This window comes from Rhodoferax sediminis, from assembly GCF_006970865.1.
GTDB lineage: Bacteria > Pseudomonadota > Gammaproteobacteria > Burkholderiales > Burkholderiaceae_C > Rhodoferax_A > Rhodoferax_A sediminis.
Window position 1 is genome coordinate 491,536 of sequence record NZ_CP035503.1, and the last position, 16,972, is coordinate 508,507.

At 66.0% G+C, this 16,972-nt stretch carries 20 protein-coding genes; 9 read left to right on the forward strand and 11 right to left on the reverse strand.

Annotated elements, in window-relative coordinates; genetic code table 11:
- Positions 1-10 precede the first annotated feature (10 nt).
- The 4 genes from paaD to paaA all read right to left on the reverse strand — a co-directional run bounded on the left by paaD (position 11) and on the right by paaA (position 2,772).
- On the reverse strand, positions 11-544 hold the full coding sequence (gene paaD / locus EUB48_RS02315) for a 1,2-phenylacetyl-CoA epoxidase subunit PaaD (protein ID WP_420821424.1): 534 nt from the start codon (positions 542-544) through the stop codon (positions 11-13).
- Entirely contained in the window at positions 538-1,332 is a 795-nt protein-coding gene (gene paaC, locus EUB48_RS02320; protein WP_142817439.1) for a 1,2-phenylacetyl-CoA epoxidase subunit PaaC, read from the reverse strand. Before paaC ends, paaD begins: the two co-directional genes overlap by 7 nt.
- A gap of 79 nt (positions 1,333-1,411) precedes the next feature.
- Positions 1,412-1,735, reverse strand: coding sequence for a 1,2-phenylacetyl-CoA epoxidase subunit PaaB (gene paaB, locus EUB48_RS02325; protein ID WP_142817440.1), 324 nt, complete (start codon positions 1,733-1,735; stop codon positions 1,412-1,414).
- A complete protein-coding gene (paaA, locus tag EUB48_RS02330) occupies positions 1,732-2,772 on the reverse strand; it encodes a 1,2-phenylacetyl-CoA epoxidase subunit PaaA (protein WP_142817441.1) in 1,041 nt (346 codons plus the stop codon). The genes paaB and paaA overlap by 4 nt, the downstream gene beginning before the upstream one ends.
- A gap of 201 nt (positions 2,773-2,973) precedes the next feature.
- On the opposite strand from paaA, the gene EUB48_RS02335 reads away from it, so the two are divergent.
- Complete coding sequence (locus EUB48_RS02335; RefSeq protein ID WP_142817442.1) at positions 2,974-3,192, forward strand: DUF2235 domain-containing protein; 219 nt, start codon at positions 2,974-2,976, stop codon at positions 3,190-3,192.
- A gap of 1 nt (position 3,193) precedes the next feature.
- Here the strand turns inward: EUB48_RS02335 and EUB48_RS02340 are convergent, their stop codons facing one another.
- Entirely contained in the window at positions 3,194-4,189 is a 996-nt protein-coding gene (locus tag EUB48_RS02340; RefSeq protein ID WP_142817443.1) for a 23S rRNA (adenine(2030)-N(6))-methyltransferase RlmJ, read from the reverse strand.
- Positions 4,190-4,417: 228 nt separating this feature from the next.
- Here EUB48_RS02340 and rplM point away from each other — a divergent pair, with 228 nt between their 5' ends.
- From rplM to mdtD, 4 genes are all read left to right on the forward strand, one after another.
- Entirely contained in the window at positions 4,418-4,849 is a 432-nt protein-coding gene (rplM, locus tag EUB48_RS02345) for a 50S ribosomal protein L13 (protein WP_142817444.1), read from the forward strand.
- 11 nt (positions 4,850-4,860) lie between these two features.
- Positions 4,861-5,253: a 30S ribosomal protein S9 gene (gene rpsI, locus EUB48_RS02350; RefSeq protein WP_077562998.1), complete on the forward strand. Its 393-nt coding sequence runs from the start codon at positions 4,861-4,863 to the stop codon at positions 5,251-5,253.
- Positions 5,254-5,553: 300 nt separating this feature from the next.
- On the forward strand, positions 5,554-5,919 hold the full coding sequence (gene erpA / locus EUB48_RS02355; protein ID WP_077562999.1) for an iron-sulfur cluster insertion protein ErpA: 366 nt from the start codon (positions 5,554-5,556) through the stop codon (positions 5,917-5,919).
- Positions 5,920-6,018: 99 nt separating this feature from the next.
- Positions 6,019-7,434, forward strand: a complete 1,416-nt coding sequence (gene mdtD / locus EUB48_RS02360) for a multidrug transporter subunit MdtD (protein ID WP_142817445.1) — start codon at positions 6,019-6,021, stop codon at positions 7,432-7,434.
- Between the two features lie 40 nt (positions 7,435-7,474).
- Here the strand turns inward: mdtD and EUB48_RS02365 are convergent, their stop codons facing one another.
- Both EUB48_RS02365 and EUB48_RS02370 read right to left on the reverse strand, forming a co-directional pair.
- Entirely contained in the window at positions 7,475-8,608 is a 1,134-nt protein-coding gene (locus EUB48_RS02365) for an anhydro-N-acetylmuramic acid kinase (protein WP_142817446.1), read from the reverse strand.
- A 55-nt stretch (positions 8,609-8,663) separates the two neighbouring features.
- Positions 8,664-10,049: a M23 family metallopeptidase gene (locus EUB48_RS02370; RefSeq protein ID WP_244618303.1), complete on the reverse strand. Its 1,386-nt coding sequence runs from the start codon at positions 10,047-10,049 to the stop codon at positions 8,664-8,666.
- A gap of 231 nt (positions 10,050-10,280) precedes the next feature.
- On the opposite strand from EUB48_RS02370, the gene tyrS reads away from it, so the two are divergent.
- The gene (gene tyrS, locus EUB48_RS02375; RefSeq protein WP_142817447.1) at positions 10,281-11,525 is read left to right on the forward strand and encodes a tyrosine--tRNA ligase; all 1,245 of its coding nucleotides are present in this window, start codon (positions 10,281-10,283) and stop codon (positions 11,523-11,525) included.
- Between the two features lie 5 nt (positions 11,526-11,530).
- Here the strand turns inward: tyrS and EUB48_RS02380 are convergent, their stop codons facing one another.
- Complete coding sequence (locus tag EUB48_RS02380; protein WP_142817448.1) at positions 11,531-12,475, reverse strand: DMT family transporter; 945 nt, start codon at positions 12,473-12,475, stop codon at positions 11,531-11,533.
- A 108-nt stretch (positions 12,476-12,583) separates the two neighbouring features.
- Here EUB48_RS02380 and EUB48_RS02385 point away from each other — a divergent pair, with 108 nt between their 5' ends.
- A complete protein-coding gene (locus tag EUB48_RS02385) occupies positions 12,584-13,519 on the forward strand; it encodes a cation diffusion facilitator family transporter (protein ID WP_142817449.1) in 936 nt (311 codons plus the stop codon).
- Positions 13,516-13,986 carry a D-aminoacyl-tRNA deacylase gene (gene dtd, locus EUB48_RS02390; protein WP_142817450.1) on the forward strand — a complete coding sequence of 157 codons (471 nt, stop codon included), beginning with the start codon at positions 13,516-13,518 and terminating at the stop codon, positions 13,984-13,986. Before EUB48_RS02385 ends, dtd begins: the two co-directional genes overlap by 4 nt.
- Positions 13,987-14,026: 40 nt before the next feature.
- Here dtd and EUB48_RS02395 read toward each other — a convergent pair whose 3' ends face one another.
- From EUB48_RS02395 to EUB48_RS02405, 3 genes are read right to left on the reverse strand one after another with little or no spacing between them, the layout of a single operon-like run.
- Complete coding sequence (locus EUB48_RS02395) at positions 14,027-14,767, reverse strand: sulfite exporter TauE/SafE family protein (RefSeq protein WP_142817451.1); 741 nt, start codon at positions 14,765-14,767, stop codon at positions 14,027-14,029.
- 48 nt (positions 14,768-14,815) lie between these two features.
- Positions 14,816-15,271: an rRNA maturation RNase YbeY gene (gene ybeY, locus EUB48_RS02400; protein ID WP_142817452.1), complete on the reverse strand. Its 456-nt coding sequence runs from the start codon at positions 15,269-15,271 to the stop codon at positions 14,816-14,818.
- 59 nt (positions 15,272-15,330) lie between these two features.
- Positions 15,331-16,329, reverse strand: coding sequence for a PhoH family protein (locus EUB48_RS02405; RefSeq protein ID WP_142817453.1), 999 nt, complete (start codon positions 16,327-16,329; stop codon positions 15,331-15,333).
- Between the two features lie 65 nt (positions 16,330-16,394).
- On the opposite strand from EUB48_RS02405, the gene ruvA reads away from it, so the two are divergent.
- Positions 16,395-16,967, forward strand: coding sequence for a Holliday junction branch migration protein RuvA (ruvA, locus tag EUB48_RS02410; RefSeq protein WP_142817454.1), 573 nt, complete (start codon positions 16,395-16,397; stop codon positions 16,965-16,967).
- The last annotated feature ends 5 nt before the right edge of the window (positions 16,968-16,972 follow it).

The following is a 16,972-nucleotide window of genomic DNA, read 5'->3' on the forward strand; positions in this document are numbered from 1 at the left end:
TTGGGTGGGCTTAGTGGGGCTTGAAAAGGTCGAACGGTTCCATGCAGTCCAGGCACCGGTACAGGGCCTTGCAGGCGGTCGAGCCGAAGTGCGAGGTCTCGGTCGTGTTTTCCGAGCCGCAGCGCGGGCAAGCCACCGCTGGTAGAGCATGTTGCGCTACTGATTTCGTAGCGAATCGAATCACGTTGCTGGCCGCCAGGGTGTGCGGCGGCGCGATGCCGTACTCGCGCAGCCGGGTCCGGGCGCTCTCGGTCATCCAGTCGGTGGTCCAGGCCGGCGCGAGTTGCGTCACCACCCGCGCCGCCAGGCCGTGCGCCTGCAGCGCTGCGCGCACATCGTCCTCGATCTGGCCCATGGCCGGGCAGCCGCTGTAGGTCGGGGTGATGACGACCTCGAGTTCGCCGTCCCGGCTGCGGATGTCGCGCAGGATGCCCAGCTCGCGGATCGAGACCACCGGGATCTCGGGGTCGGTGACCGCCTCGAGCAGCGCCCACACCTGCTGCAACTCGGGCGCCAGCGGCGGTTGCGCGAGGGTGTTCACCACGTGGCCTCGGGGTGTTGCCGCGCCAGCCCCTGCATCTCGCCCAGCAGGTAGCTCAGGTGCTCGGAGTGCAGCCCCTTCTTGCCCTGCGGAATGTAGCCGCCGGCCGGCGGCCGCGCCAGCGTGGCTTCGAGCAGGGCGTCATCCACCAGCGTGTTCCAGGCGGCTTGCAGCGTCGCGGTGGCAACGCCGGTGGCGTCCGCGCTTGCTGCGGTTTCCATAGCACTCGGCGTCCAGAACTCCTGGGCGTAGGGCATTAAATGGTTCAAGGCGGCTTGTGCCCGGGCATGCGATTCGGCCGTGCCGTCGCCCAGGCGCACCAGCCAGTCGCGCGAATGGCGCAGGTGGTAGTGAGCCTCTTTCAGCGACTTGGCGGCAATGGCGGCGAGCTGCGCGTCGTGGGAGCTTTGCAGCGCCTCCCACAGCAGCACCATCAGCGCGCTGTAGAGGAAGTTGCGGGCGATGGTGGTGGCGTAGTCGCGCTCGGCGGCGGCGCCGGGCGCCAGCGCACCGTGGTGCGGCAACTCCAGCAGGGTGTAGTTGCGGAACTCCGCGGCGTCGCGAAAGTAGGCCAGCGCGTCTTCCGTCACGGCCTCGGTGGCGCCGTCGCTCATGAGGGCGGCGGCGTGCTGGTACAGCAGGCGGGCCTGGCCGATCAGGTCCAGGCTCATGTTGGCCAGCGCAATGTCTTCTTCCAGAATCGGGCCGTGGCCGCACCACTCGGCGTTGCGCTGGCCCAGCACCAGCGCGTTGTCGGCCAGGTGCAGCAGGTAGTCGGTATGCGCGTTCATCAGATAACCTCCGCGCGACGCGCTGCGGTATTCGCCTTGGGAGCGGCCCTGCGGCTCATGGCCTGCCCAGTCGCCGCCATCACATGTGCCCCACTTCGTCGGGAATTTCGTAGAAGGTGGGGTGGCGGTAGATCTTGTCGGCCGCAGGGTCGAAGAACTCGGCCTTGTCATCCGGCGCGCTGGCGGTGATGGTGGCCGAGGGCACCACCCAGATGCTCACGCCTTCCTGGCGCCGCGTGTACACGTCGCGCGCCATCTGCAGCGCCTGCCCGGCGTCGGCGGCGTGCAGGCTGCCGCAGTGCTTGTGCTCCAGGCCCTGCTTGCTGCGCACAAAAACCTCCCACAGCGGCCACTCCTTGAGGGCCGGTGTGACAGGGGGCGTGGAGGGGACGGGCGTACTCATGCGACTTCCTTCAGTTGGCGGGCTTTTTGTTTGGCCGCATGGGCCAGCGCGGCGTCGCGTACCCATTGGCCCTCCATGTGCGCCTTCACGCGCGTGCCCAGGCGTTCCTTGTTGCATGGGCCGTTGCCGTTGACGGTGGCCCAGAACTCGTCCCAGTCGATCGCGCCGTAGTCGTGCTGCTGGCGTTCCTCGTTCCATTTCAGATCCGGGTCGGGCAGCATCACGCCCAGCACCCGGGCCTGCGGCACGGTGGCATCGACAAATTTTTGCCGCAGCTCGTCGTTGGAGACGCGCTTGATGCCCCAGCGCATGCCCTGCGCACTGTTCGGGCTGTCGGCGTCGGGCGGGCCGAACATCGCCAGCACCGGCCACCACCAGCGGTTCACCGCGTCCTGCACCATGTCGCGCTGGGCCGGCGTGCCCTTCATCTGCGCCAGCAGGCTCTCGTAGCCCTGGCGCTGGTGGAACGATTCTTCCTTGCAGACGCGGATCATGGCGCGCGCATACGGTCCGTAGCTGCAGCGGCACAGCGGAATCTGGTTCATGATGGCCGCGCCGTCGACCAGCCAGCCGATCACGCCCACATCGGCCCAGGTCAGGGTCGGGTAGTTGAAGATCGAGCTGTATTTGGCGCGCCCCGTGTGCAGGCTGTCCAGCATCTGCTCGCGCGAGGTGCCCAGCGTCTCGGCCGCGCTGTACAGATACAGGCCGTGGCCGCCTTCGTCCTGCACCTTGGCCAGCAGGATGGCCTTGCGCTTGAGCGAGGGCGCGCGCGAAATCCAGTTGCCCTCGGGCTGCATGCCGATGATCTCGGAGTGCGCGTGCTGGCTGATCTGGCGCACCAGCGTCTTGCGGTACGCCTCGGGCATCCAGTCCTGCGGTTCGATTTTCTGGTCGGCGTCGATTCTTTCGTCGAAGCGCGTCTGCAACTGCGTTTGCCGCGCAAGCTCCGCTTCATTCAAGGGGCGCGCCACCGCCTTGAGCGCGGGTTTTCCGGAATGATCCCCATCGGGGACATCGAGCGACTGGGTGTACATACGAAGGGCTCCTGTGCCGGCCAAAAAGGCGACTGCTGCCAGTATAGCGAATTAACCGACCGATCGGTCGGTTAATTGTGCGAACCACGCCCGGCCGGGCTTGTTGTGCGCCATGGAGGGCGTATGGCTGCTGGCGCGAGCAAGGAGGACGATATGCCGAAAACGATCAGACCCTTGACGGGGGCGATCCCAAGCTCACCAATGTCTGCAAGCTGTTCGGCTGGCCACACCGATGTCGGCGGTGGCCACCCCGAGCACGCGTTGTCTGACGTGCCGCTGCTCTGGTTCATCGACCGGCTGCAGCACCCGGATGTCGGCTTGCCGTTCCAGCGCAATCCCCGCACGCTGGTCGCCCCGACCCCTGCGCTTGTGCCCACCGCGTTGATGGCCGCAGCGCTTGGGCGATGGCGCTCGCGATGAACTACCCGCCGGCCTCCAGCGTGTAGCCCTTGCCCTGGCCGCGCCCCAGCACCTGCAGCACCTGCGGCAGCGCGGCGGCCAGCGCGGCTTTCAGGGTGTGCGGCGGGTTGATCAGGAACATGCCGCTGGCGCGCAAGCCGGGGCGGTCGTCCAGTCCCTGTGCCAGGTCGGCGCCAATGGCCAGCGTGGCGTGCAGCCAGGGCTTTTTGGCCTGGGTCGCGAGGGTCTTCAGACGGCGCGGCAGATCGTGCGCCTCGGGGCGCGGAATCACCGGGTACCAGACAGCGTAGGTGCCGGTGGAGAAGCGCTTCAGGCTGTCCAGTATGCAGGCGCTCACTCTGGCGTAATCGGTCTTCAGCTCGTAACTCGGGTCGATCAGCACCAGCGCGCGGCGGTTCGGCGGCGGCAAAAATGCTTTCAGGCCTTCGAAACCGTCGAGCCGCGCCACCGCCACCTGGCGCCCGGCCTCCAGCTGCGCGATATTCGCCGCCAGGGTCTTGCTGTCCGTCGGGTGCAACTCGAACAGCTTGAGCTTGTCGCGCGCCTCAACGCGCAGCAGGCGCTGGATCACAAACGGCGAGCCGGGGTAGATCTTGAGCTGGCCGCTCGGGTTGAAGCTCGCGACCAGGTCCAGGTAGGCTTCCAGCGCCGGGGCTATGCCGTCCGGGGCGCTGGCGGCCGCGCTGCCAGCGGCCTGTTTTACTATTGATTTTCTAGCATTATGCGAAGATACAGTAAGGGCTGGAGGCACTTTTGATGCCGAATTCACACCGGCCTGCCGGATCTGCGCAAACAGCTTGATCACGCCGTCCCGCGCCTCGCTGCTTTTGTCGGCGTAGTCGCTGTCGAGCCGGTACAGCCCGGCGCCGGCGTGCGTGTCGATGACCGTCAGCCCCGCGTCCTTTTGTGTCAGGTGCTCCAGTGTTGCGATCAAGGTCATGTGCTTGAGGACGTCGGCGTGATTGCCGGCATGAAAGGCGTGGCGGTAACTGAACATGCTGCAATGGTAACGCTGCCCCGCCGCGGCGCCTCAGCCCCCAAACCGGGCGCGGTTGCGCCAAGTCCTTGATTTTTCGTATAATCTTTGGCTTCGCAGCGCTTTTGTGGCTCCGCGGCGAAGTGTCTCGGTATCGTGCCGAGTGATCCCCACCTAAGAGATTCCCATCAGAGGAACGCCGACCGTGGAAAAGAGCCCGCCAAACCCTCTTGACAGAAGAGAAAACTCATGACCAAGACCTTCAGCGCCAAACCCGCTGACGTGGTGCACGAGTGGTTTGTGATTGACGCGACCGACAAGGTCCTCGGACGAGTAGCCAGCGAAGTTGCTCTCCGTTTGCGCGGCAAACACAAGGCCATTTACACGCCTCACGTCGATACCGGTGACTTCATCGTCATCATCAACGCAGCCCAGCTGCGCGTCACCGGCGCCAAGCCGATCGACAAAGTGTATTACAGCCACTCCGGCTATCCTGGTGGCATTTCCGCCATCAACTTCCGTGACATGCAAGCCAAGCATCCGGGGCGCGCTTTGGAAAAAGCCGTCAAGGGCATGCTGCCGAAAGGCCCGCTCGGCTACGCCATGATCAAGAAACTCAAGGTGTACGGTGGTGCAGAGCACCCGCATACCGCCCAACAGCCTAAAGTGCTGGAAATTTAAGGAGCCTTGAGATGATTGGTGAATGGAACAATGGCACCGGCCGTCGCAAATCGAGCGTCGCCCGTGTGTTTCTGAAAAAAGGCAGCGGCCAGATCGTGGTCAACGGCAAGGACATTCAAGCGTTCTTCGGCCGCCAGACCTCGATCATGATCGTCAAGCAGCCGCTGTTTTTGACGAATCATGTCGAAACCTTCGACATCATGGTCAATGTGCAGGGCGGCGGGGAGTCCGGCCAGGCCGGCGCCACGCGCCACGGCATTACCCGCGCCCTGATCGATTACGACGCCACGCTCAAGCCCATGCTGAGCCAGGCCGGCTTCGTGACGCGTGACGCGCGCGAAGTGGAGCGTAAGAAGGTCGGCTTGCACTCTGCCCGCCGTCGCAAGCAGTTCTCTAAACGGTAATCTTTGCTGCTGCGGACCTGCATGGCCGCGTTGCAAATCCTCGCAAGGCACCAGCCTTGTTCCGGTTTGCGCCTTGCCCTGCAGCTCCTCGCTACGCAAATCTCACCGTTTGGTCAGCGCTTTTAAAACCGCCCGAGCTTGGCGCTCGGGGCGGTTTTTGCTTTTCGGGGCACGTGTTTTGCCCGTGGTCCGCATGAACTCCAAAGCCTGCAAGGCGCCTGGCGGAAAATGGCCGCGCGGGCGACGCTGGAAGGCGATTTGCGGTAGCATTCACCTAGTCCGTTAACGGAGGTACCCCCTATGAGCGCCGTCGCAGAAAATATCCAGACCCAGATGCCCGACCCCATCATCTTCACCGACAGTGCGGCCGCGAAAGTGGCCGACCTGATCGCCGAAGAAGGCAACCCCGAACTCAAGCTGCGCGTGTTCGTGCAGGGCGGCGGCTGCTCGGGCTTCCAGTATGGCTTCACCTTTGATGAAGTCACCAACGAGGACGACACCACCATGACCAAGAATGGGGTCTCGCTGCTGATCGACGCCATGAGCTACCAGTACCTGGTCGGCGCCGAGATCGACTACAAGGAAGACCTGCAGGGCGCCCAGTTCGTCATCAAGAACCCGGGTGCTACCTCCACCTGCGGTTGCGGATCGAGCTTCTCGGCTTGAGTTCCTCGCAGCCGTGATCAAAAAGTCGCCTGCCGGCGACTTTTTTTGTGGGCGTCCATCCCTCCGTTTTTTTGACACACATCGTCCAGCGCTTTCTTCATGACTAACGAGAACCCCCGCCCGATTCTTTTGTGGCTGGTGGCGATCGGGTTTTTCATGCAGACGCTGGACACCACCATCGTCAACACGGCCCTGCCCGCGATGGCCAAAAGCCTGGGCGAGAGCCCGCTGCGCATGCAGTCGGTGATCGTGGCCTATTCGCTCACGATGGCGATGCTGATTCCCGCCTCGGGCTGGATTGCCGACCGCTTCGGTACGCGGCGGGTGTACTTCAGCGCCATCGTGCTGTTCGCCATCGGCTCGCTCCTGTGCGCCTTTTCGCAGAGCCTGACGCAGCTGGTGGCCTCGCGCGTGGTGCAGGGCCTGGGCGGCGCCCTGCTGCTGCCGGTGGGGCGGCTGGCGGTGCTGCGCGCCTTTCCGCGCGAGAAATTCCTGGCGGCCATGAGCTTTGTCGCCATCCCCGGCATGATCGGCCCCTTGCTGGGGCCCACGCTGGGTGGCTGGCTCGTGGTGGTGGCGTCCTGGCACTGGATTTTCCTGATCAACGTGCCGGTGGCCCTGGTCGGATGCATTGCCACCATGAAGCACATGCCCGTGGGGCGCGGCCACGGGGCGACGCGCTTTGATTTGAATGGCTACCTGCTGCTGGCCTTCGGCATGGTGGCCATTTCGCTCTCGCTCGACGGCCTGTCCGACCTCGGCCTGCGCCAGGCCACGGTGCTGGTGCTGCTGATCTTCGGGCTGGCCAGCCTGGTGGCGTACTGGCTGCGCGCCGCGCGCCAGCCCAATCCGCTGTTCTCGCCGCGCCTGTTCAGCATTCCCACCGTGAGCATCGGCCTGCTGGGCAACCTGTTCGCCCGCATCGGCAGCAGTTGCATGCCGTTTCTGATTCCGCTGCTGCTGCAGGTTTGCCTGGCCTATTCGCCGTTGCAGGCGGGCCTGATGATGTTGCCCGTGGCGACGGCGGGCATGTTCTCCAAGCAGCTGGCCACCAGATTGGTGAGGCGGGCTGGCTACCGCATGGTGCTGGTGGTGAATACCGCGCTGGTCGGCGTTGCCATGGCCAGCTTTGCGCTGATGTCGCCCGAGCAGCCGCTGTGGCTGCGGATTGTGCAGCTGGCCTGTTTTGGCGCGGTCAACTCGCTGCAATTCACCGTCATGAACACCATCACCCTCAAGGACCTCGATGGCGGCCTGGCCAGCAGCGGCAACAGCCTGCTGTCGATGGTGCAGATGCTCTCCATCAGCATGGGGGTGGCGGCGGCGAGTGCGGTGCTGGCCGCCTTTACCGACGTTTTTTCGTCGGCCGCAGGAGTCCTGCAAACGCTCTATGCCTTCCACGCCACGTTTGCCACCATGGGCCTGATCACGATTGCTTCGGCCTGGATCTTCTGGCAACTGTCGCCAGATATCGAGCCCACGGCCGGTCCGCACGAAGCCGCCGAAGCCAGCTGAGCCGCATGGTGCGAACTGGCTGGCCGGCTTTGCAGGCGGTTCAGGCCGGGTAGATCGCGCCCAGCACGCGTTCGCCGCGCGCGCCGGTGACGCTGGCCAGGTTGCCCGCCTCGCGCCGCAGGGTCTTGCGCGCCAGCCAGGCGAAGGCCGCGGCCTCGACCTGCAGGGGCGGCAGGCCGCGCGCTTCGGAAGACATGACTGCCACCTGTGGCAAACCCGCCTGCAGGCGTTGCATCAGATGCGTGTTGAGGGCGCCGCCGCCGCAGACGATCAGCGATTTGCTACTCTTTGCATAGCTGGCAACGCTTGCTGCACAAGCGCTGGCGCTGAATTCCGTCAATGTTGCCTGGATCTCCTGCGGCGCCAGCGCGTTGAATGGCCGCAGCCGGGCGGTCAGCCAATCCGGGTTGAACAGGTCACGCCCGGTGCTTTTGGGCGGGGCTTTGGCGAGGTAGGGCTCGCCCAGTAGCACTTGCAGCAGGGGCGCGTTCACCGTGCCGCCGGCCGCCCAGGCGCCGCCGGCATCAAACGGCCGACTGGTGTGCCGCTGGCACCAGTAGTCCATCAGCGCATTGCCGGGACCGCAGTCGAAGCCGAGAACGCTGGCGTCGGCCCCGAGCACGCTCAGGTTCGCGATGCCGCCAATGTTGAGCACGGCCACGGTCTCGCCGGCTTGGCCGAACACTTCGCGGTGGAATGCCGGCACCAGCGGCGCGCCCTGGCCGCCGGCTGCCAGGTCGCGGCTGCGAAAGTCGGCCACCACATCGACGCCGGTGAGCTCGGCCAGCAGCGCCGGGTTGTTGAGTTGCAGGGTGTAGCCCGCGGCGGCAAGGCCCTGCTGCGCGTCGGCGCCGAACTCCTGCGGGCGATGCCGCACCGTCTGGCCGTGCGCGCCAATGGCCTGGACGTCAGCGGCTTCGATGCCGGCGCCCGCCAGCAGGTCGGCCACCACCTGGGCATAGACCCGTGCCAGCGCATTCGCCGCGAGCGCGGCCCGGTGCAGCTCGTTGCCGCCGGGGGTGTTGAGCGCCAGCAGTTCTGCTCTTAAATGTGTAGCAAAAGGTGCAGAGCGGTGAAGGGCTACACGCGGTTTTGATTCGGAAAATTCGACGAGAACGCCATCCACTCCGTCCAGCGAGGTGCCCGACATCAGGCCGATGTAGCGCTCGGTCATGGTCGATGCTGCTGGATCGTTCAGGTGAGCTTGCGCGGTGCGCTGCGCCTGACTCTTATTGCGCGCTGGCCTGCTGCACCGACGCGGCGGCCGCCAATTGCAGCCGCATCGACGCGGCCAGGCGGTCGAACGCCGGCTTGGCGGCAGCCGACAACGGGGCCGTATCGCTTTGCTGGGCAATCGCGACCGGATCCTCATAGGCGCCGTTGACGCGATATTCGAAGTGCAGGTGTGGGCCGGTGGCCCAGCCGGTTTGGCCGATGCGGCCGACGTTTTGACCCTGGCTCACGCGTTCGCCCTTTTTCACGTTGATCTGGCTCAGGTGCGCATACACGGTGGTATGGCTGCCGTCCGGGCCGGGGCGATGCAGGACGTACACCACATTGCCGTAGCCGTTTTGCACGCCGGCGAATTCCACCACGCCGTCGGCGACCGTGCGCACGGGCGTGCCGATCGGGCCCGCATAGTCCACGCCGAGGTGCTTCTTCCAGATGTGCAGGATCGGGTGGTAGCGCATGCTGAAGCCGCTGGTGATGTGCGTGAACTCCACCGGCGACTTCAGGTAGGCGTGGTGCAGGCTGCGGCCGTCCAGCGTGTAGTAGCCGCCCTTGTTTGCCGCACCAGTGGCCGTGGGATCCTGGAACCACATGGCCTGGAACTCCTTGCCCCTGTTGACAAAATCGGCGCTCAGCACGCGGCCGGTGACGTTCGCGCCGGAGATGGGTTCGCCGTCGGCTTCCAGCGTTTGATAGACCACAGAAAAACGGTCACCCTTGTGCAGGCCGCCGTGAAAGTCGATATCGCCGGAGAAAATATCGACCATCTGCGAAATCACGCCGTCGGGAATGCGGGCGGCGTCCGCCGCTTCCACCAGCGTGGAGGTAATGGTGCCGCTGCCGAGCCGGGTGGAGGCGCTCAAGGGGGCCGTCTCGACGCGCGAGCTGAAGCCTTGCGCCGTTTTTTCGATCACCAGCCGTTGAAAATTGCCGCTGGTGTCGGTGGTCCAGCGCGCCGTGAGCTTGAGCAGTTCATGGGTGTCGCTGGCTTCTGCCGAGACCGAGCGGCCGGCGCGGCCCAGCAAGCCCTGGCGGGCCGTTGCGTCTTTGCGGATGAAGGCCGCGGCGCCGGCGTCCGCGATGCCGAGGCGCTTGAGCAGGGCGTCGGCGCTGTCGCTGGAGCGCGTGGTGTCGGAGCGGAACAGCCGGAAGTGATGAAGATCCAGCGCATCGGCCTGCTCTGCCGGGGGCGCCGCCAGCGGCTGCACGGCCTCCAGCACCTGGCGCGTAGGCAGATCCGACGGGTCGGGGCCGAACGAGGCCACGGCAAATGCGCCACCGCCGCCGCAGAGCATCAGGGTGGCAACAACGGCACTGACCCGTTTAGGGTGACGATGAATCAGGCTGGCAAGAGCATTCCCGATGGCAAGTAGACGGTTATTCAAAAGAATGTTTCCCAATGACGAATCAGCGTTGTCGCGACGCTTGCGGTTTTGGCTGGCAGTTGCCGAAACGGGCAAAAAGCGCGCGCCGCTTAAAATCAGGCGCAGGACTGGGGCCGAATCCTTCGGCGGCAGTCGTAAAAAAATGTCAAGAATCCAAAGTTCTGTGTGTTCCCACACCGACAGCCGCCGATTATATCGACCGCAGTCATGCGGACATTAACGAATTCCCTTATGAATCAAGCCTTAAGTACTAAATTTGAAGTCACCGACCATGTAAAGAATGCGCTGGCTGTGAGCTTGCGGGGCTGCGAGGAACTGATTCCCCAAGACGAGTGGCTGGCCAAGCTGGCGCGCTCGCAGGCTACCGGGGTGCCGCTGCGCATCAAGCTGGGGCTGGACCCGACCGCGCCCGATATCCACATCGGCCATACCGTGGTGCTGAACAAGATGCGCCAGTTGCAGGACCTCGGGCACACGGTGATTTTCCTGATTGGCGACTTCACCACCATGATCGGCGACCCGTCGGGGCGCAACACCACGCGTCCGCCGCTCACGCGCGAGCAGATCGAAGTCAACGCCCAGACTTATTACAAACAGGCCAGCCTGGTGCTGGATCCGGCCAAGACCGAGATCCGCTACAACAGCGAATGGAGCGATCCGCTGGGTGCGCGCGGCATGATCCAGCTGGCGGCGAAGTACACCGTTGCGCGCATGATGGAGCGAGATGACTTCAATAAGCGCTTCAAAGACGGACGATCCATCAGCGTGCACGAATTCTTGTACCCCCTGATGCAGGGTTACGACAGTGTGGCTTTGAGGTCCGACCTGGAGCTTGGCGGCACCGACCAGAAGTTCAATCTGCTGGTCGGACGCCATCTGCAGCAGGAGTACGGGCAGGAGCCCCAGTGCATTCTGACCATGCCGCTGCTTGAAGGCCTGGACGGCGTCGAGAAGATGTCCAAGTCCAAGAACAACTACATCGGCATATCGGAGGACCCCAACACCATGTTCGCCAAGGTGTTGAGCATTTCCGACGTGCTCATGTGGCGCTGGTACACGTTGCTGAGCTTCAAGAGCGAGGCCGAGATTGCGGCCCTGAAGGCCGAAGTCGAGGCCGGCCGCAATCCGAAAGACGCCAAGGTGCTGCTGGCCCGGGAAATCACCACGCGGTTCCACAGCGCGCAGGCGGCCGACGCGGCCGAGCAGGACTTCATGAACCGCAGCAAGGGCGGCGTGCCCGACGAGATTGCCGAAGTGGCGTTGCCGCTGGGCGCGGGCGGCGCCGCGGTCGGCATCGGGGCCCTGCTCAAGATGGCCGGACTGGCGGCCTCCAGCGGCGAAGGCAACCGCCTGATCGAGGGCGGCGGCGTGCGCGTGGACTCCAGCGTGGTCAGCGACAAGGGGCTCAAGCTCGGCGCCGGCACCTATGTGGTGCAGGTCGGCAAGCGCAAGTTCGCGCGCGTGACCCTGGCGTAGCCAGTTCAGGTTCTGGCGCGCGGCGGCCGGCAGACCAGCGCCACGCCGGCGCAGGTGACGGCAATGCCGATGGCGCTGAGCCAGCTCGGCACCTCGCCGAACATCCGCCATTCCAGCAGCACCGCGACGATCGGGGTCAGATAGAACAGGCTGGTGACGCGCGTGGCGTGGCCGTGGCGCATCAGCAGGTGCAGGGCATTCACCGCGAGGATCGAGGCCAGCACCACCAGAAACAGGATGGAGAACAGCAGCGGCCAGCGCCAGCGCACCACAAAACCCTCGACCGTCCAGGCCAGCGGCGCCAGCACCAGCAGCGACGCGACAAACTGGATCAGGCTGGCGCTGCGCAGATCCACCGCGCTGCAAAAGGCGCGCTGGTACAGCGTGCCGGCCGTGATCGCCGCCAGCGAAATGCCCACGGCCAGCAGACTGGCCCATGACACCGCCTCCACGTTGACCTTGTGCCAGACCACCAGCGCCACCCCTGCCAGCCCCAGCGCCACGCCCAGCCATTGAGGCGGGTTCAGGCGCTGGTGCAGCACCCGGTGCGCAAACACGGCGGTGAGCAGCGGCTGGGTCGCCAGGATCAGCGCCACGATGCCAGCCGAGATGCCGAGATACTGCGCGTAGTGGCTGCCGCCCAGGTTGATCGCGTGCATCAGCAGTCCGGCCACGCAGATGTGGAAGAACTCACGCCGGCTGGCGGGCCACGCGGGGCGCGACAGCGCCAGCCAGGGCAGCAGGCACACCACGCCCACGAGGTAGCGCAGTGTGAGGAAGGTGAACGGCGCGGCGTACTGGATGCCGATTTTGGTCGCCAGAAAGCCGGAGCCCCAGACGATCACGAAATACCAGGCCAGCAGCGTATCGAAGCGTGCGTCCGTGCCGGCGTGGGCGGTCTCGCCAGTGCGCGCGGTGGCGGGGTCGATCGCGGAGGTGGGGACAGACATCAAAAGGGTCGTTGCGGGAAAGCCAACAGGCCCGATTGTGGCGTGGCCGGCAGACGGTGTCAGCGCGTCAGTGACGCAAGCGCTCCCGGGCTGTGCACAATGGCGCCCATGCCGACCGCCGCCGCCCCACGCTCACTGCCTTCGCCACGCACGCTCCTGTGGGTGTCCGTGGGCGTCGCCGTCATCACCATCGTGCTCAAGACGCTGGCCTGGTACGTGACCGATTCCGTGGGGCTGCTATCGGACGCGATGGAGTCATTCGTGAACCTGGCCAGCGCGATTTTTGCGCTGATGATGGTCACCATCGCCCAGCGCCCGGCCGACCACGACCACCCCTACGGGCACTACAAGGCCGAGTATTTTTCGTCCGGCTTCGAAGGGATCCTGATCGTCGGCGCCGCGGTCGGCATCATCTGGGCGGCGGCCCACCGCCTGGCCGACCCGCAGCCGCTGCAGCAGCTGGGCTGGGGTCTGGTGCTGGCGGTGCTGAGCTCGGCGCTCAATGGCGTGCTGGCGTGGGCCATGTTCCGCGCCGCCAGGGAGCACCGCTCGATGGCGCTGGAGGCCGACGCCCGGCACCTGGTCACCGATGTCTGGACCTCGGTGGGCGTGGTCGTCGGCATCGGTGCGGTGGCGCTCACGGGCTGGCTCTGGCTCGATGCGGCGGTGGCCATCGGCGTCGCGCTGAACATCGTGCGCGAGGGCGGCCACCTGATCTGGCGCTCCTCGCAGGGCCTGATGGACGAGGCCGTGGAACCCGATGTGCTGGCCGAGATCGAGAAGACGCTGGCCGGCTTTGCGCACCAGCGCGGGGAGATCAGCATCATCCGCTTCGACCACATCACCACGCGCCGTTCCGGCCAGCGCCGCTTTGTCGACCTGCACATGCACATGCCGGCGAGTTGGACGCTGGGCCGCGCCGCCGCCGTGCGCGGCAGCGTCGAGCAGGCGCTGATGAGCGCCGTGCCCGGCCTGCGCGCCACCATCCAGCTGCTGCCCAGCGACGTGGAAGCGCACTTCGATGACCCCAAGGACCTGATTTGATCGCCCTGATCCAGCGCGTGAGCCAGGCCCGCGTCGTGATCGACGGCCAGACCGTGGGCCAGATCGGCGCCGGGCTGCTGGTGCTGGTCTGCGCCGAGCGCGGCGACGGCCAGGCGCAGGCCGACAAGCTGCTGGACAAGATCCTCAAGCTGCGCATCTTCGGCGACGACGCCGGCAAGATGAACCGCAGCGTGCAGGACCTCGATGGCCGCGGCAGCGCGGGCGGCCTGCTGCTGGTGAGCCAGTTCACGCTGGCGGCCGACACCGCCAGCGGGAATCGGCCCGGCTTCAGCAACGCGGCGCCGCCCGACGAGGGCCGCCGCCTGTACGACTATTTGGTGGTCCGGGCGCGCGCCGCGCACCCCGTGGTGCAGACCGGGCAGTTTGGCGCCGACATGCAGGTGCACCTGGTCAACGACGGGCCGGTGACGATTCCGCTGCGCATCGCGCCGACCGGCGTGCCCTGAGTCGCGGTCCCGGCGCACGTGCACCCCGCGGCGCGTGGCGTCAGGGGTAATAAAAGAAGATCGCCGTCATGATCAAGCCGGTTGCCACGATGCCGGCGCGCATCCATGGGGCGGGAATGCGCCGCGCCGCGCGCGCGCCGATATAACCGCCGGCGGTGGCGGCGACCATCATCATCAGCGCCTGTGGCCACTGCACCACGCCGCCCGCCGCATAGATGATGACGGCGATGGCGGTCAGCAACGCAGAGACTACGTTCTTCAGCCCGTTCATCGCGTTCAGGCTGGTTTGCCCCAGCAGGCCGAACAGCGCCAGCAGCAGGATGCCCAAGCCGCCATTGAAGTAGCCGCCGTAAGCCGCGACCCCCAGCACACCGGCGGCGGCCTTCAGCGGCGACGCGGCGTGCCCCGTGGCGAGCCCGCGCAGGCGTGGGCCGAACGCAAACAGGGCGGTGGCCAGCAGCAGCAGCCAGGGCACGACGCGCCGGAACAGGGTGTCCGGCGTGATCAGCAGCAGCCCCGCGCCCGCCGCGCCGCCCAGCAGCGACAGGACGACCAGCCGGCGCATCGACAGTCCCGGCGGCGCCTGCGTGTCTTCGCGAAAGCCCCAGGCGCCGGCGACGTAGCCAGGCAGCAGGGCGACCGTGCCGGTCGCATTCGCGACCACCGAAGGAACGCCGGTAAACACCAGCGCCGGCAGCGTCAGGAAGCTGCCGCCGCCGGCCACGGAATTCAGGGCCCCGGCCACGAAGGCCGCGACCAGCAACAGGGGAATGTCGAACATGATTTTTCTTGCAGGGGTACCGGCGCGATGGGCGCGGCGGGGTTTCCGTCAGGCGTAGGGGTTGGTAAAACCCAGCCCGGCCAGGATCTCGACCTCGCGCGCCTCCATGGCGGCCGCGTCCGCCTCGCCGGTCTCGTGGTCCCAGCCCTGTGCATGCAGCGTGCCGTGCACCAGCAGGTGCGCGTAGTGGGCCTGCAGCGTCTTGCGCTGTTCGCGCGCTTCCTTTGCGACGACCGGCGCGCACAGCACCAGGTCGGCCGTCACGACGGGCGCCTGCGCGTAGTCGAAGGTCAGCACATTGGTCGCGTAGTCCTTGTGGCGGTAGTCGCGGTTCAGTGCCTGGCCTTCCTCGGCATCCACGATGCGCACCGTGATCTCGGCATCAAGTGCCAGCGCATGGCGGATCCAGCGCGCCACCTGGTGCCGGGGCAGGGCGGCGCGATGCGTGGCGGCGTCGGCAAAGCGGGCGAATTGCAGCGATAGCTGCAGCGTGTTCAAAGGCATGGTTTAACAGTAAAATCGGCCTGCAGCCCATATGAGGTATCGGCAGGTAGCTATAATTTTCATAGCTGAATCGATTTCTTGCGCGTGCGCGCGGCGGGCTTGAGTGGCGGCGCGTCCTGGCGGTCCGACTGCCCGCGCGCATCGTAGGCATCCACGATGCGCGCCACCAGCGGGTGCCGCACCACATCGGCACTGGTGAGCCGCGTGATCGCGATGCCCTTGACGCGCCGGAGCACGCGTTCGGCGTCGATCAGGCCGCTGAGCTGGGTCTTGGGCAGGTCGATCTGGCTCACGTCGCCGGTCACCACGGCGCGCGCGCCGAAGCCGATGCGCGTCAGGAACATCTTCATCTGCTCGGGCGTGGTGTTCTGCGCCTCGTCCAGGATCACGAAGGCGTTGTTCAGCGTGCGCCCGCGCATGAAGGCCAGCGGCGCGATCTCCAGCGCATTGCGCTCGAACGCTTTCTGGACCTTGTCGAAGCCCATCAGGTCGTACAGCGCGTCGTACAGCGGGCGCAGATACGGGTCGACCTTCTGGTTCAGGTCGCCGGGCAGAAAGCCGAGTTTCTCGCCGGCCTCCACGGCCGGGCGCGTCAGCACGATGCGTTGCACGGCGCTGCGCTCGAGTGCATCCACCGCCATCGCCACGGCAAGATACGTCTTGCCCGTGCCGGCCGGGCCGATGCCGAAGGTGATGTCGTGGCTCGCCATGTTCTCCATATAGACCGACTGGTTCGGCGTGCGCGCGCGCAGGTCGGCGCGCCGCGTGTGCAGCACCAGGCTGCCGTCGCCGGCCTCGTCCATGGCCGAATCGCCGGCCAGCATCAGCTGCACCTTGTCGAGCGCAATCGGGCGCGCGGCCATCTCGTACAGCGCCTGCAGCATCTCCATGGCGCGCGTCGCCTTCGCCTTGGGGCCTTCGACCTTGAACTGCTCGTGGCGGTGCGCGATGCTGACCTGCAGCGCCGCCTCGATGGTGCGCAGGTGCTCGTCCATTGGTCCGCACAGGTGGCCCAGGCGCGTGTTGTTGGGTGGCGAGAAGGTGTGTCTGAGAATCAAGCTGATAATTCCGGTGAACCAGGACAAGGCAAAACCCCAATGATAGGCAACAAAGCAGGCAACCCATGATCGGCAAGCTCACCGGAACGCTCAGCGACAAGAATCCGCCCGAACTCGTGCTGGACTGCCACGGCGTCGGCTACGAGGTGAACGTGCCCATGAGCACCTTCTACAACCTGCCCGCCCTGGGCGAAAAAGTCACGCTGCTGACGCACTTCGTGGTGCGCGAGGACGCGCAAATCCTGTACGGCTTCGGCACGGCGCCGGAGCGCGCTGCCTTTCGCCAGCTCATCAAGATCTCGGGCGTGGGGCCGCGCACCGCGCTCAGCGTGCTCAGCGGCATGAGCGTGGCCGAACTGGCGCAGGCCGTCACGCGCCAGGAGGCGGGGCGCATCGTCAAGGTGCCCGGCATCGGCAAGAAGACCGCCGAGCGGCTGCTGCTGGAACTCAAGGGCAAGCTCGGCGCCGACATTGGCGTGCCCGCCAGCGTGGCCAGCGATGCGCAGTCCGACATCCTGCAGGCGCTGGTGGCGCTGGGCTACAGCGAGCGCGACGCGGCGCTGGCGCTGAAGGCCCTGCCGGCGGATGTAGGCGTCAGTGACGGCATCAAGCTGGCGCTCAAGGCGCTGGCGAAATAATCCGG

Excerpts from the sequence above, each read along its gene's own strand:
- paaC (WP_142817439.1), bottom strand. The coding sequence starts at position 1,332 with ATGAACGCGCATACCGACTACCTGCTGCACCTGGCCGACAACGCGCTG.
- paaB (WP_142817440.1), bottom strand. The coding sequence starts at position 1,735 with ATGAGTACGCCCGTCCCCTCCACGCCCCCTGTCACACCGGCCCTCAAG.
- paaA (WP_142817441.1), bottom strand. The coding sequence starts at position 2,772 with ATGTACACCCAGTCGCTCGATGTCCCCGATGGGGATCATTCCGGAAAA.
- EUB48_RS02335 (WP_142817442.1), top strand. The coding sequence starts at position 2,974 with ATGTCTGCAAGCTGTTCGGCTGGCCACACCGATGTCGGCGGTGGCCAC.
- EUB48_RS02340 (WP_142817443.1), bottom strand. The coding sequence starts at position 4,189 with ATGTTCAGTTACCGCCACGCCTTTCATGCCGGCAATCACGCCGACGTC.
- rplM (WP_142817444.1), top strand. The coding sequence starts at position 4,418 with ATGACCAAGACCTTCAGCGCCAAACCCGCTGACGTGGTGCACGAGTGG.
- rpsI (WP_077562998.1), top strand. The coding sequence starts at position 4,861 with ATGATTGGTGAATGGAACAATGGCACCGGCCGTCGCAAATCGAGCGTC.
- erpA (WP_077562999.1), top strand. The coding sequence starts at position 5,554 with ATGAGCGCCGTCGCAGAAAATATCCAGACCCAGATGCCCGACCCCATC.
- mdtD (WP_142817445.1), top strand. The coding sequence starts at position 6,019 with ATGACTAACGAGAACCCCCGCCCGATTCTTTTGTGGCTGGTGGCGATC.
- EUB48_RS02365 (WP_142817446.1), bottom strand. The coding sequence starts at position 8,608 with ATGACCGAGCGCTACATCGGCCTGATGTCGGGCACCTCGCTGGACGGA.
- tyrS (WP_142817447.1), top strand. The coding sequence starts at position 10,281 with ATGAATCAAGCCTTAAGTACTAAATTTGAAGTCACCGACCATGTAAAG.
- EUB48_RS02380 (WP_142817448.1), bottom strand. The coding sequence starts at position 12,475 with ATGTCTGTCCCCACCTCCGCGATCGACCCCGCCACCGCGCGCACTGGC.
- EUB48_RS02385 (WP_142817449.1), top strand. The coding sequence starts at position 12,584 with ATGCCGACCGCCGCCGCCCCACGCTCACTGCCTTCGCCACGCACGCTC.
- EUB48_RS02395 (WP_142817451.1), bottom strand. The coding sequence starts at position 14,767 with ATGTTCGACATTCCCCTGTTGCTGGTCGCGGCCTTCGTGGCCGGGGCC.
- ybeY (WP_142817452.1), bottom strand. The coding sequence starts at position 15,271 with ATGCCTTTGAACACGCTGCAGCTATCGCTGCAATTCGCCCGCTTTGCC.
- ruvA (WP_142817454.1), top strand. The coding sequence starts at position 16,395 with ATGATCGGCAAGCTCACCGGAACGCTCAGCGACAAGAATCCGCCCGAA.